10 protein-coding genes and 1 pseudogene are annotated in these 12,553 nt (G+C 60.3%); 7 read left to right on the forward strand and 4 right to left on the reverse strand.

The window, feature by feature from the left end; translation table 11 throughout:
* Positions 1-146 precede the first annotated feature (146 nt).
* Entirely contained in the window at positions 147-1,454 is a 1,308-nt protein-coding gene (locus GR702_RS17125; RefSeq protein ID WP_021235282.1) for a replication initiator protein A, read from the forward strand.
* A 2,167-nt stretch (positions 1,455-3,621) separates the two neighbouring features.
* Here GR702_RS17125 and GR702_RS17130 read toward each other — a convergent pair.
* Positions 3,622-4,818, reverse strand: a complete 1,197-nt coding sequence (locus GR702_RS17130) for a hypothetical protein (RefSeq protein ID WP_160986989.1) — start codon at positions 4,816-4,818, stop codon at positions 3,622-3,624.
* A 294-nt stretch (positions 4,819-5,112) separates the two neighbouring features.
* On the opposite strand from GR702_RS17130, the gene GR702_RS17135 reads away from it, so the two are divergent.
* From GR702_RS17135 to hmpA, 4 genes are all read left to right on the forward strand, one after another.
* On the forward strand, positions 5,113-6,315 hold the full coding sequence (locus GR702_RS17135) for a tyrosine-type recombinase/integrase (RefSeq protein ID WP_036526778.1): 1,203 nt from the start codon (positions 5,113-5,115) through the stop codon (positions 6,313-6,315).
* Positions 6,316-6,634: 319 nt separating this feature from the next.
* Positions 6,635-7,114 carry a group III truncated hemoglobin gene (locus GR702_RS17140; RefSeq protein WP_017503290.1) on the forward strand — a complete coding sequence of 160 codons (480 nt, stop codon included), beginning with the start codon at positions 6,635-6,637 and terminating at the stop codon, positions 7,112-7,114.
* Positions 7,107-7,382, forward strand: a complete 276-nt coding sequence (locus GR702_RS17145; RefSeq protein WP_004206958.1) for a TehB family protein — start codon at positions 7,107-7,109, stop codon at positions 7,380-7,382. Before GR702_RS17140 ends, GR702_RS17145 begins: the two co-directional genes overlap by 8 nt.
* 39 nt (positions 7,383-7,421) lie before the next feature.
* On the forward strand, positions 7,422-8,633 hold the full coding sequence (gene hmpA / locus GR702_RS17150; protein ID WP_004206960.1) for an NO-inducible flavohemoprotein: 1,212 nt from the start codon (positions 7,422-7,424) through the stop codon (positions 8,631-8,633).
* Positions 8,634-9,037: 404 nt separating this feature from the next.
* On the opposite strand, the pseudogene GR702_RS22400 reads toward hmpA, so the two are convergent.
* Positions 9,038-9,166, reverse strand: a pseudogene (locus GR702_RS22400) (IS110 family transposase); the annotation flags it as partial.
* A gap of 86 nt (positions 9,167-9,252) precedes the next feature.
* Between GR702_RS22400 and GR702_RS17160 the strand changes: the two are divergent.
* Together GR702_RS17160 and GR702_RS17165 are read left to right on the forward strand one after the other, a co-directional pair.
* A complete protein-coding gene (locus GR702_RS17160; RefSeq protein ID WP_004206961.1) occupies positions 9,253-10,005 on the forward strand; it encodes a DUF6796 family protein in 753 nt (250 codons plus the stop codon).
* Between the two features lie 62 nt (positions 10,006-10,067).
* Positions 10,068-10,274 carry a hypothetical protein gene (locus GR702_RS17165; protein ID WP_004206962.1) on the forward strand — a complete coding sequence of 69 codons (207 nt, stop codon included), beginning with the start codon at positions 10,068-10,070 and terminating at the stop codon, positions 10,272-10,274.
* A 59-nt stretch (positions 10,275-10,333) separates the two neighbouring features.
* Here the strand turns inward: GR702_RS17165 and GR702_RS17170 are convergent, their stop codons facing one another.
* Together GR702_RS17170 and GR702_RS17175 are read right to left on the reverse strand one after the other, a co-directional pair.
* Positions 10,334-10,804, reverse strand: coding sequence for a MerR family transcriptional regulator (locus GR702_RS17170; RefSeq protein WP_017503287.1), 471 nt, complete (start codon positions 10,802-10,804; stop codon positions 10,334-10,336).
* An 81-nt stretch (positions 10,805-10,885) separates the two neighbouring features.
* Positions 10,886-12,547: a long-chain-fatty-acid--CoA ligase gene (locus GR702_RS17175; protein ID WP_051035833.1), complete on the reverse strand. Its 1,662-nt coding sequence runs from the start codon at positions 12,545-12,547 to the stop codon at positions 10,886-10,888.
* Between the last annotated feature and the right edge of the window lie 6 nt (positions 12,548-12,553).

Genomic DNA, 12,553 nt, shown 5'->3' on the forward strand with positions numbered 1-12,553 from the left:
CAAACTTTAAAAACCTCTTTTATCGAATTATATCAATATCTTAATCGTACAGTCCCACGCGTGGGACACAGCAACGGAGTTGGGTGAGAAGCGTGGCCTCTGATACGCCGCAGACGACCACTAATGGTCGCAAGGTACAATTTGAGATGTTTTTCACGCTGCCCGATTTCAGCGACATCTCCCTGCGCGATTATCAGGAAACCATGCAGCGCCCGTTCTTCAGCCTCGCAAAGAAGAAGCGCCTCAAACCAATCGAATATACGAGCCCGGACAAAAGCGTGCGTGTTCACGTATCAGCCAATCCCGAGTACGGAATGGCCACGATCTGGGATGCCGACATCATGATCTACCTGGCCTCGCACCTCAACGAGCTGCGAGAGCGCGGCGACAATGATCTTTCACCGACCATTAGGCTACAGCCCGGCGACCTGCTTCGCCGGATATGCTGGGGTGTCAGCGGCCGCGCATACGAACGCCTCATAGCTGCCCTCGATCGTCTGCAGGCAACCACGATCAAGACCAACATCCGCGCGAACTCCAAGACCCGCGAGACGACGTTCTCCTGGATCGACAGTTACACGCATCTCGTCGACGAAAAGACCCAGCGATCGCTTGGAATGGAGATAACTCTATCGCGGTGGTTCTTCGATGGGGTCATGGATAAGAGAAACGTCCTTGCGATCTCACCGCTCTATTTCGAGATCACAAGCGGGCTCGGGAAATGGCTCTACCGTGCAAGCCGCAAGCACGCAGGCGGAAACGGCGCCGAAGGCTTCACTATCGGCTTTGAGACGCTCCATCAAAAGAGCGGAAGCGAAAGCTCCCTCCCCTCGTTCAAGAACAAGATCCTTGAACTCGCTCGGGCCAACAACCTGCCGGAAATTCACCTCGAGGCGATCGACGCGGAAAGCCCGCGACCGAAGCTCAAGATGGTCATGCGCAAGTTTCTCGACGATCGCACCTCGGCGCCGTCGACTAAGAAGCGCATCGGGCAGCGAAATGAGCCCTCTCCAGTAGCGTCCCCCCTGCCCTCCCCGGCATCGGGGCATTCTCACGATCGCGACGCCACTCGCTCGCAACAGGCTCAGCCAGACCTAGTTGATCCCAGCCTCGCCCTCAGCCTGGTTGCCCGGACAGCCGCCCGCTTCAAGTATGACCACGGCGCCGATGCTGGTTTGCCACATACAGATCCGCATGATGTCCAGTTCGCGCGAGCCGCTGAAGAGGCGCCGAGACCTCGCCGTGGGGATCGGGCAGCCGACGTGCTCGACCCGGAGACGTACGCCACCATCATGCGCGAATGTCCCGGATGGGATCTCGATGTCCTGATGAAAACCTTTGATGCGTTTCTCAATCGAAACCCGAACGAAATTCCACGCAACTATTCCAAGCGCTTCTACGGTTTCATGAAAAAGCACCACGAGCGCAACAAGTACCAGCTGCGCGGCCTTTGACCGCAAGGGCTTGCGTACCAGGGCGCTAAGCAGACGCATGTCGGCGCGAAGCTCGCACCAACACCCCTGCCCTATCCGATTTCTGCAAGGGCGCGCCCCCACCGCGAGGCGCCCCCTTCCCCGCCCCATCTGGTTTAAGTAGCCCCCCGGCCCGCGCAATTGAACAGAACCATGCCATCGCGCCGGCAGTGGCTCACCTCCACCGCGAAGGGCGCGCCTCCAGGGTAAGCCGATCGACCGCTCGGATGCATGACAAGCCTATCACCAGACTCTGGTTCTCGCTGGTGCGGCGATAAGGATGCCCTTCACGCCATCTACAACCGATAACCGGGCCAATACCCGCTGGTGCAGCCAGCGTGATCGCTTTCGGCGATCGAGTGAGATCTGCGCTGAGTGAACCTGTCGGCTCGATCGCGAGGCCGGCAACAGGGTTCGCCATTCGATCAGAAAGCTCTGAGCCCGAAATTCGACAGCCCGTAAGATCGCGTGGCGACTTGGATGCCAATTGTCATGAACGAACCTCACAACGGCTTTCAGGCTGATTGAGCCGAGACGGCGTGTACGACGTGTTTTCGGAAATCCGGCTTTAAGCTGCTGGCGCGGCCCTAGACCCCGCTAACTTCGCAGAGAAGTCAGCCAGCGCGCCGTAGCAATCCCTCGGACCCGGTGATTCTAAAAGCACGTCGATCCGACTGATCACCGAACTGGGCAGCTGGGCTGTCTCCGCAGAGGAACCCCCTCATTTCTCAGTCCGAATGAGGTCATTGTCTCACGGTAATCCCGGTCGGTGCCGGGCAGGATGATGTAAACCCTCAGCGCCGAAGTTCTTCAGCAACGCATCCCTACGCTCCTGCAACCAACGCTAGGGAAAGGGGCAGGGGCAGGGGCAGGGGCAGGGGCAGGGGCAGGGGCAGGGGCAGGGGAGTAGACTGAGCGGTGATCGCGGTCGCCAGTACTTTCGCACCGCATGCGACTGTCAGACAGAGTAGCCATCTACCGCTGGAACGGCTGAGATCGCGGGGTAACGGCTGTCCACCGCTGACAAATGAATTCGGCCCGCCGTGCATCCGCGCTTCCCGATAACACGACACGGCCTGCGCCAACATTACTGAAAGCACGTTCGAGAAGCGTCCATTCGCCAAGTTCGCCAGGGGCTAGCGCCTCAGCTAGCGGCAGCGTTTTCGAAGATTCGATCCGGAGAAAGAGGCAGAAAACCAAGCCTTGCAGATGAAGCCATGGTGGTGGACGGCAATCTTATCCACAGGGCATATGCGAAGCGATACGTACTATCGGATCGCGATCATCGTGTTTTTAGAATCAAGGGTGCGTGGTATCAGATGCAGATTCGCGTGTTATCAGATTTTATCCACAGGCCGCGACTCGCCCTCATCTCTCGCTCTAAGCGATTTTGCACAGGCACTAACTTCTTTAACTTTAGAATCTAATCCCATTAACTCTTACGCCTGCGGCGGATATCGATTGATTTTATTGGGAGAAGAAGAAGAAGAAGAAGGGGAGGGGACAGGCGAGCGATCGTCAGATCAACCGCTCAGGTCATTCTAGCTGAAGGCTGTGCTAGAGGCCGAGCTTTTATTCTCACTGCGCGCGCAGACCGACCCACCAAGGATCTCTGTTGCCGACTTTTGGACGACCGGCTTTAAACCTCATCGCTAAGGAGCTCGAACGAGTACGGCTTCACGCACGCGACCCGGCCGAATATTTCCACTGATCCATCGTGCCACTCAAGACGCCATGGTGGAGTACATCAATCAGGAGGGCCGGACGATGGCTCACCGAGATTGTCCCGGGTTTTGAAGCAACCAGGCTTTCTCGCTCAGCCGCGGTGCATTGCAAATTTCACAGCGTTTCTTTTCGGCAGTTCGAAACTCGTTCGTTTCGTGTGCAGGGGTGCGCAGTTCGCAGCGAATTTCAGCATCACCAACGGGAACGGACCTCGGATCGCGAGAGATTTGCCCTGTAAGCGCTCAGGAGCACCATCCTGCATGCGGACCACCCCATGGGTAGGGCGGACGTCGTCGGCGCGCTGTAGGGGGCCTTTCCGGCGATCGATATTTTGCGGCTTGTCGCCGGCTTGGCCTGATAACGGATAGGTTCAGGCTCTGGAAGCCCGTCACTTGGAGCGCGTTCACTTCGTTTGTGAGCATGCTCAATGAGCGCCAGTGCGAGCGAGCAAGGCGTCGATGGCGGCCATGGAAGTATCATAATCGTCGAGCGCCTCCCGAGAAAGGGCAGGGGTGTCCTTGCCTCGATCAACGACAGAGCGAGCCTCCGCTTTGAGGCGGACGGAGAAAAGATCTGCGCCGGCCGTTCTGGTCTGATGTAGCAAACCACTCTTCTCAAGCGTGGAAAGCATCTTTCGGGTTCCGAGCCGTGAGGCGCCGATGATCGCTTCGAGCTGAGCCCCGCGCAGTTGTCCAAACCCGGCAAGAATGCCAAAGATCATCGGTGCTCTGGACGTGTTGCGATGACATAGCTGTCCATCGACTATGGTCCGAACGGCCACGTCGGCATCCTTCAATGCGGCGATCAGGCGCTCAGCGCTGTGGCGTAACGCTGCTGCAACCTCTGAGACCGGATCGGGCTGATCCAAATCGTCCACGTTTTCGGTCATGGGCTTGACGAGGCCGGGGAAGGGCAGGGGCACCGACATCAACCCCTGTGCGAACAGGCGCTCACCCCAGAGCAGGTCGAGCGCCCAAAATGGAGGTCTCGGTGGACGCGAGACCAAGTGTCGCGGTTTCGCTCCGATTGGTCCGCGAGGCAGGGAAGAGAAGATTGGTTCCTGATGTGTGAAGGTCACATCGGCTCCGATCGCGTCGTGAAGTTCGCAAAGTTCCGCGCTGGGGTCAGGCTCTTGCCGAACGCCAATGCTGGTCAGAAGAGATCGGGCGACCGCGAGGACAGCGTGGACTTCCTGATGGGCATCTTCGCTCGAGGTTGCCGTCTCGAAATGATCGGCGGGCGCAAGCAGGGCCGGCAACATAGCGCGCGCCAACTCGGCCATCGGTGCCCAACCGCTGTGGTTTAGTTCGGTGAGGATCGCGAGGCACATCGTGCGAGGCGGGCGCGCGCTTCTAGACGGCTCATCGCTCAGTGTGCTGAGGCCGGCAAACCAGCTATGAAAGCGAGCATCGGTAAATGCATGACCTTCGCTTCGCAGCGCGTCGACGAGGACCATCCTGACAATGCGCGCGGCAAAGATGCGTTCTACGCGATGGCCCATACTCGCGACCCGTCCGTCAAGCCGGCCCAGTGCGAGTGCCGCGCTGATCTCTGCGAGACCGGATCTTGGCGTGGATTGCCTGGAATGGTGCAGCAGGCGGGAGAGGCCACCCAGAGGCATCTGAAATCCTGTCTTTAAACAATGGGTTATTATGCAAATGAAACCTAATCTATCATAGGTATTCACTTAGTGGTAGTGATTGTAAACCGACATACGATAATTGCAGTTATCATATAAGCGGATTTGACGCCTTTCTATAAGGTGGGTATGTGCATCCCGGCGGAGGGCAGGGCATTTGGACACTGAAAAGACGATATTCTGGTCATGGCAGAGCGATTTTGATGGGCGCGTGACGCGTGAGGCTATCTATGGGGTCGAACCGCACAGCTTCGACCAGATTGTCGCGCTGTCCAGATGAGCCTCCCAGCGCCCATCAGCAGCCGGCGAGGCCGACAGGCCGTCGACCTCGCCTGGGAGGTGACCAAGCTGAACTGTCGATCGCCAATCACGATCAACGCCGAGCTGATCGCCGCCTATCAGGCGGCATCCTCGCCGCATTCCCTGCGCGCGCTTGCCAGCGACATCGAGGCGTTCGACCATTGGTGCCGCCGAAACGGGCGCGTGACCTCGCCGGCGACTCCCGAGACGGTCGCCGACTATCTCGATGCCCGGGCAGGGCAGGGGGCGAAACCCGCCTCGCTCGGTCGCTACAAGGCGTCGATCGCCAAGATCCACCAGCTGCTCGACATCAAGGATCCCACCCAGGCCGAGCTGGTCAAGCTGCGGCTCCGCGCGATCCGCCGGGAGAAGGGCAGCACGCAAGCCCAGGCGCGGCCGCTGCGGTTCAAGGGGCCGGTGCGCAATGTCGAGCGGGACGCACCCCGGGGGCTTAATGTGCGGGGGCTGCTTGAGGCCTGCGCGGATGATTTGCCGGGGCTCAGGGATCGGGCTTTGCTGTCGGTCGCCTACGACACGGGCTTGCGCGCCTCCGAGCTGGTCGCGGTCGAGGTCGAGCACATTGTGGACGCCATCGATCCCGAGGCGCGGCTGCTGACGATTTCGCGCAGCAAGGGCGATCAGGAGGGAAAGGGCGCGACCGCGTTCCTCAGCCCGCGCTCGGTGCGGGCGATCGCCGCCTGGACTGCGGCTGCCGACATCGAGGAGGGACCGCTGTTTCGCCGGGTGCAGGTGCGCCGCTACAAGGCGCGGGCCGCGGTCAAGGGGCGGCGGATCGAGACGATTTCTGGCCGCGAAAGCTGGGATCTGCGCAAGACATTGCCGAAGTCGGTGGTGCCGGCGCGCACCGAATATGATGTGGGAGAGGGGGCGTTGCACCCGGGTTCGATCGGGCCGATCTGGCGGGCAATGATCCGGCGCGCCTTCGACAAGGGCGCGCTGAGCGACCTCACCGCCGATGATCTGGCGCAGTTGCTCAAGGGCGTGAGCGCGCATTCGACGCGGGTGGGCTTGAACCAGGATCTGTTTGCGAGCGGCGAGGATCTGGCGGGGATCATGGATGCGCTACGCTGGAAGAGTCCCCGGATGCCGCTCGCCTATAATCGCAATCTGGCGGCAGAGCAGGGTGCCGCCGGCCGCTTGATCGCGAAAATCGGGTGATTAGATCTTGAGCTGCGCACAATTAGGTATTTGTGACGGTGTTTGAAAATTCCGAGTGCGCCAGATCACGCGGATTAGCGTTCCAGCGAATGTCCTACGGAATCGGAAAAGAAAACCCGCCCGTCTTTTGACGGGCGGGCAAGGAAAGGTGTCTACGTCTTACCGAGACTCCTTCGGGTCGCTGGCTGATGCTATGCCTTCGTGTTTCGGATTCAAGGCTAAACTAGCGGGGCTGAGCAGTTTCTCAGGCTGTGTACATCGCCGCGACCGACGACCTGGAAATATGCGCTAGCATTGCGTTTTTGCGCAATCATGATCGATGTATTATATATACATGATTGGAGCGCGAGTCGTGGACGGTGTCTCGAAAATCAGAGAAGAAGAGCTGACTCCTTTGGTGGAGGAATTTTACGCGCGGGTCCGCGCCGATCCCGCGCTTGGGCCGATTTTCAACGATGCGATCGATGACTGGCCGGAGCATCTTGGGAAGCTGACTGCGTTCTGGTCCTCCGTCATGCTCACCAGTGGCCGATACAAGGGGCAACCGGTGCCGGCCCATTTGAAGCATAAGGCCAGGATAACGCCCGCGCTGTTCGAGCGCTGGCTCGCACTCTGGGTTCAAACGACCAATGACAGGATGACGCCCGAAGCGGCAGCGGCGCTACAAGCGAAGGCGCGGCGCATCGCCGAGAGCCTGCAACTGGCGATGTTCTTCCAACTGGAGGAACGGAGTGCTGCATCGGTCGCCAACGCGGAACGTAAGGATGCCATCGAGCGACCAGGGCAAACCCATGGCTGAAATCTTGCCTTACCGTTCCACGCCGGTGTTCAACCAGGACACTCTGCCGGCTGCCTTGCGCGCGCGACATGACACGAAGGCTGGTGTTTGGGGCGTGATCCGGGTTTTGGAGGGCGAACTCCGGCTAACCTACCTCGAGCCACCTTCGGAGATCGTCCTGACGCCTGACCAGCCTGGCTTGATTCTCCCTCAGCAACCGCATTTCGTAACGCCGACAGGGCCGATGAAGATGCAGGTGGATTTTTACGATCACATTCCCAAGCTCTGACATTCCGGGATTTTCAACGCATTCAAAAAGGAGAAGTTGATGACGCAGCCCCTCAGCGATCAGACCATTGCGCTCGTCAAGGCGACCGTCCCCGCGCTCGAAGCGCATGGCCTCGACATCGTGAACGAGATGTATTCCCGGATGTTCCAGAACCCGAACATTCGCGACCTTTTCAACCAATCGCACCATGGTGATGCCGGTTCGCAGCCGCGGGCGCTGACCGGCGCCATTCTCGCCTATGCGAGCAACATCGAAAATCTCGGTGCGCTTGCCCCGGCGGTCGAGCGGATCGCGCAGAAGCATGTTGGCCTGCAAATTCTGCCCGAACATTATCCGCACGTTGCCGAGGCGCTCCTGGGGGCGATCAAGGCGGTGCTGGGGGATGCGGCCACCGATGAGATTCTCGCTGCCTGGGGCGAAGCCTACTGGTTCCTGGCCAACATCCTGATCGCCCGCGAGCAGCGAGTCTACTCAGAACAGAAGGATGCGACCGGCGGATGGAATGGCTGGCGCGATTTTCGCGTCGAGGACGTCGTGCGTGAGAGCAGCGTCATCAATTCCTTCGTTCTGCGCCCCGTTGATGGCGGGGCCGTCATGCGGCACAAGCCCGGGCAATATCTGACCTTCTGGCTTGAAATTCCGGGACATCCGCCAGTCAAGCGCAACTATTCGATTTCAGCAGCCCCCAACGGCGAAACCTATCGCATTTCGGTCAAGCGTGAGCCGCTTGGTCTTGCGTCAGGCTGGCTTCATGATGAAGCCAAGCCGGGCACGGTGCTCAAAGTTGCCGCGCCTGCAGGCGAATTCTTCCTGGCAGCGCATGTCGAACGCCCGGTGATCCTCCTGTCGGGCGGCGTGGGGCTGACCCCGATGGTGGCCATGCTCGAAACGCTTGCTGAGGGCGAGGCGGGAGTCCCCGTGCACTATGTCCACGGAACTCATGACCGCGATACCCACGCAATGCGTGATCATGTTCGCGCTGTCGCTGGGCGGGGCAAGTCAATCACCGTCACCGATTTTCATCAGACCCCGCTCGAAGATGAAGTCGCAGGACGGGATTATGACGTCGCCGGCATCATTACCGATGAATGGCTGGTCGCCAACACGCCTGTAGGTGAGGCCGATTACTATATCTGCGGACCACGCCCGTTTCTGCGGCACGCCGTCTCGACCTTGTCGCTGGCTGGCGTCCCATCCGACCGCATTCATTACGAATTCTTCGGTCCGGCGGACGAATTGCTCGCCGCCTGACTGAGCGCGGAGAAGGGCGACATCGCCCTTCTCCGCGTCTACTCAAACCGCCATGTCGGGGGCGTCACATAAAACGGGCACAGATATACGCTCTCATGACTGCCATCCGAGACGCTGGCCGAGTTTACTCCTTCGCTGGCCTCGAGACCAGCGGTCGCATTGACCTTGGCGGGTGTGCTGCGGGCGCCTGATCGACGACGATTGATCATGCTCTCATCCGCGGGTTGATTACCGCACTATCCGTATCCGTCGCTGGGCCTATCCTCCGTATAAGTTCGGGCGTCGGACGAACCTGCCCCACCGTACACCGTGGATTGCCCATCACAGTCGGGTGCCCGCGGCACGTCGGCCAAGGCTATGCAGTTGGTGCGCTGGCGCCTCCTCTCGTTAATGTCGTGGGTGGATCAGCCGGCTATCGCCGGCGACACCCGACGGGCGATGTCCCAGGCATAGCCGAACAGTTCACGCGCGATCGCGGTGGTCACCTTGGGCTGAGGCTTGCCCGTGGCCGCCAGGCGACGGTAGCGCTGGCAATGGTTCCGTTCAGCGAGCCCGAGCTGATCGCCCAGGAGATCATGCGTCTCGTCGATCGATCCCGCGCCGAAGCAAGGACAAGCCTATGACGGATATCCAGCGGCTCCCGCTTCTTCGTCTCTGCGGTATCGCGGGCGTGATCGGCGCGATCCTCTGGACGCTTGGCGACGCGCTGATCATCGGGGCTAGGGCAAGTCCCGACGACTATCCGCTGATCCTGAAGACCTATGCCGATCGCATCCAGTTCGACGGTGTCGCGCTGATGCTTCCATCCTCCGAGGCGCGGCTCGCCGCGGGCGCGCTGGTGGCCGATGCCGGCATCGTCTTCTATCTCGCGGGCTGCTGGCATCTGCTCGAAGGGCTGCGTCCGGCGATGGGCTGGTGGCGCTGGCTGACCTTCGTCCTGCTGGTCGCCGGCAACGCCTGGTCTCCGCTCGGCCATGCGGGCTTCTACTATGTCGGCATGGCCTACAAGACGATCCTCGAAACGCCGGCCGCGGCCCATGGCGCGCTGCTCGATCTCGGCCAGCACTTCTACCATGTCCTGCTCATCGCCTGGTTGATGCCGATCGTGACGCTGGGCCTGGCGCTGCTGCTCCTCGGGATCGTCATCGCGCTGGGCCGCACCGCCTGGCCACGCTGGTTCGCAGCGCTGGCCAATCCCGTCTCGCTGGTCGCGATCGGCATGCTGATCGCGCGCATCCTGCCCGAGCCGGCGCACACCTGGCTTGACGGCGCCGCGTTCAACCTCGGCTGGCTCGTTGTCTATGCCGTCTCGACGGCGCTGCTCTGGAATGGTGGCCGTTCGCCGGTCGCATCACGGGACGAAGCAGCATGACCGAAGCTGCGACAGCGACAGGCGACGAACAAGTGGGGGAGGAAGCATCAGGCGCTTTCAGCATGAAGCCACTGATGTTCGAGACCTTCGTCTGCTCGATGGCGATGATGTCGTTCGTGGCGCTCGCGGGCCCCATCGCGCGCGTGCTTGGCCTCGAGCCATGGCAGGTCGGCGGGGCGATGACCGCGTCGGGCATCGCCTGGATGATCATGGCGCGGTTCTGGGGCGGCCTTAGCGATCGGCGCGGCGCTCGTCGCTTGACGGCTTGATTGGATCGGGGGCGCCGCGATCAAGCGTTACCGCTCGGTTAGAGAATGGGATGACCAAATTATCGCTGCAACTTTGCCATCGCTTCCACTTCGATGGTTGTAAGCTCGTCGATTGTCAGGTCGAGCGCAGAGCGCTGCGTCTTCAAGTCGACCAACCTTTCCCGGATGCGGGCAATCAATCGCTCCATTTGCTCCTTATGCTCGGGATCGGCATCGTAGAGATCGAGAAACTCCTTGATTTCCTTGATGGAGAAGCCAAGGCGTTTGCCGCGCAAAATCAGCTGTATGCGTCCGATCTCACGCCTGGAATATGCCCGGGTACTGCCTACCCGTTGAGGGGCGATAAGCCCCTCCTTTTCGTAGAAGCGTAGCGTGCGAAGTGTCAGTCCGAGTTCCTGAGCGACATCCTGGATGCCGTACACTTGTAAATCCGCATCCTTTGCGCGGGTTCTCCCCTTGTGCGTGGGGTTGTCGCGATCCGCGTCCTTAAGCGTTTCATCGTCCTCGGCGAGGTGGAGCGAGTTCCCCATGCCATCCACTCCCTGTCCTCCAATCACGGCTACCCTACCACTCAAGCGCATAAGCCTCGTAGCTTGACAGGGGATAGAGGCTCAGGCGAGCTTTTTGTTCTCCTCCTCGATCAAATCCTTCTTCGAAAGTTTGCCGATCAACGTCTTGGGCAGGCTGTCCCGGAATGCGAAGGCCTTGGGCATCTCGATCTTGCTGAGGCGATCCTGCAAAAAGACCTTGAGTTCATCGACGGTCAGGTTCGATCCCTCGTGCAGCGCGATGAACAACTTGGGAGATTGACCTCTGTAGGCGTCAGGAATCGCGATTGCGATCGCCTCCTTTACCGCCGGGTGCTGGTAGGCCGCATCCTCGATGATCCGGGGATATACATTATATCCGCCACAGAAGATGATGTCCTTGATGCGGTCGACGAGGAAGAGATAGCCATCCTCATCAAAATAGCCGATATCGCCGGTTCGTAGCGCGCCATCGACGAAGACAGCACTGGTTTCTGCAGGGCGCTGCCAATAGCCCTTCATCACCTGAGGGCCGCGGGCGCACACTTCTCCGCGTTCTCCCTGGGGAAGAACCCGCGAGGGATTCTCCGGATCTCGGATCTCGATGATGGTGCCGGGGAAACTTGGGCCGCAGCTATTGTCCTTCACCGTCCCAAACAACGGGTTGCAGGCGATGATCGGGGCGGTTTCGGAGAGCCCATATCCTTCCACGACCCTGGCACGCGTGCGTGCCTCGAACTCCTCGCGTACCTCGAGCGGGAGCGGTGCGCCGCCGGATATACAGGCGCGCACGGCCGAGAGATCGGGTATCTCGTCGTCCGGAAGCGCGTTCAGGGCAACATAGATCGTAGGCACGCCGAAGAACTGTGTCGGCGGCTTGCGCTTCATCGTGTTGAGAACCTGCTTCATCTCAAACCGTGGCAGCAGGACGATTTCGGCGCCGATTTCGACTGAGAAGTTGAGCACCGTCGTGAGTGCGAAGACGTGAAACATGGGCAGGACGCCGAGAGTTCTCTCCTGCTGCGGGCGAAGTCCTCCCACATGCACCACCATCTGGGCGCTGTTCGCCGTGAGGTTGGCGTGGGTCAGCATTGCGCCCTTGGGCACGCCGGTTGTGCCTCCGGTATATTGAAGGACCGCGACATCATCAGGGTGACGTTCTACCGCGTCAGGTTCGGCATCATGGGCGAGAAGCGCCTTGAGCCGGACATGAAGGCCTTCGTCGAGTATCCGCGCGTGGTCTTTTCGCTTGAATAGCGCAAAGCCCAGGCCTTGCAGCCAGGGCAGCATATCCCTCATGCCGCACAACACGATCTTGTCCAGCCCGGCACGTGGCGCGACGGCTTGCACTTTCTCGTGGATTATCCGGACGTCCGGTACCGCCATCATGCGCGTTCCCGAGTCCCGGATCTGATGCTCCAGTTCGCGCTCCGTGTAGAGCGGGTTGAAGTTGACCACGATCGCACCCACGCGCAGCGCCGCGAAGTACAATATCGCGAAATAGGGGCAGTTCGGCAGGCACAGGCCGAACCGATCGCCCTTGCGCAGCCCCTGATCCTGCAATCCACGTGCTGCACGGCGAACGAGTTGCCCCACCTGCGCATAAGTCCAGGTTCGCCCGAGAAAGTCGATGGCGACGCGTTCGGGATAGAGGTTCAACGCATTGTCGAGGAGGTCGGTCAGGAGCCGTGGCGGAATTGCCGGTTCCGGTATCGACGGGAAGGCGCTGATGGCGGGCTGGGGCATGGCGAT

It is taken from the genome of Novosphingobium silvae, assembly GCF_009856825.1.
Lineage (GTDB): Bacteria > Pseudomonadota > Alphaproteobacteria > Sphingomonadales > Sphingomonadaceae > Novosphingobium > Novosphingobium silvae.

Excerpts from the sequence above, each read along its gene's own strand:
- GR702_RS17125 (WP_021235282.1), top strand. The coding sequence starts at position 147 with ATGTTTTTCACGCTGCCCGATTTCAGCGACATCTCCCTGCGCGATTAT.
- GR702_RS17130 (WP_160986989.1), bottom strand. The coding sequence starts at position 4,818 with ATGCCTCTGGGTGGCCTCTCCCGCCTGCTGCACCATTCCAGGCAATCC.
- GR702_RS17135 (WP_036526778.1), top strand. The coding sequence starts at position 5,113 with ATGAGCCTCCCAGCGCCCATCAGCAGCCGGCGAGGCCGACAGGCCGTC.
- GR702_RS17140 (WP_017503290.1), top strand. The coding sequence starts at position 6,635 with ATGTATTATATATACATGATTGGAGCGCGAGTCGTGGACGGTGTCTCG.
- GR702_RS17145 (WP_004206958.1), top strand. The coding sequence starts at position 7,107 with ATGGCTGAAATCTTGCCTTACCGTTCCACGCCGGTGTTCAACCAGGAC.
- hmpA (WP_004206960.1), top strand. The coding sequence starts at position 7,422 with ATGACGCAGCCCCTCAGCGATCAGACCATTGCGCTCGTCAAGGCGACC.
- GR702_RS17160 (WP_004206961.1), top strand. The coding sequence starts at position 9,253 with ATGACGGATATCCAGCGGCTCCCGCTTCTTCGTCTCTGCGGTATCGCG.
- GR702_RS17165 (WP_004206962.1), top strand. The coding sequence starts at position 10,068 with ATGAAGCCACTGATGTTCGAGACCTTCGTCTGCTCGATGGCGATGATG.
- GR702_RS17170 (WP_017503287.1), bottom strand. The coding sequence starts at position 10,804 with ATGGGGAACTCGCTCCACCTCGCCGAGGACGATGAAACGCTTAAGGAC.
- GR702_RS17175 (WP_051035833.1), bottom strand. The coding sequence starts at position 12,547 with ATGCCCCAGCCCGCCATCAGCGCCTTCCCGTCGATACCGGAACCGGCA.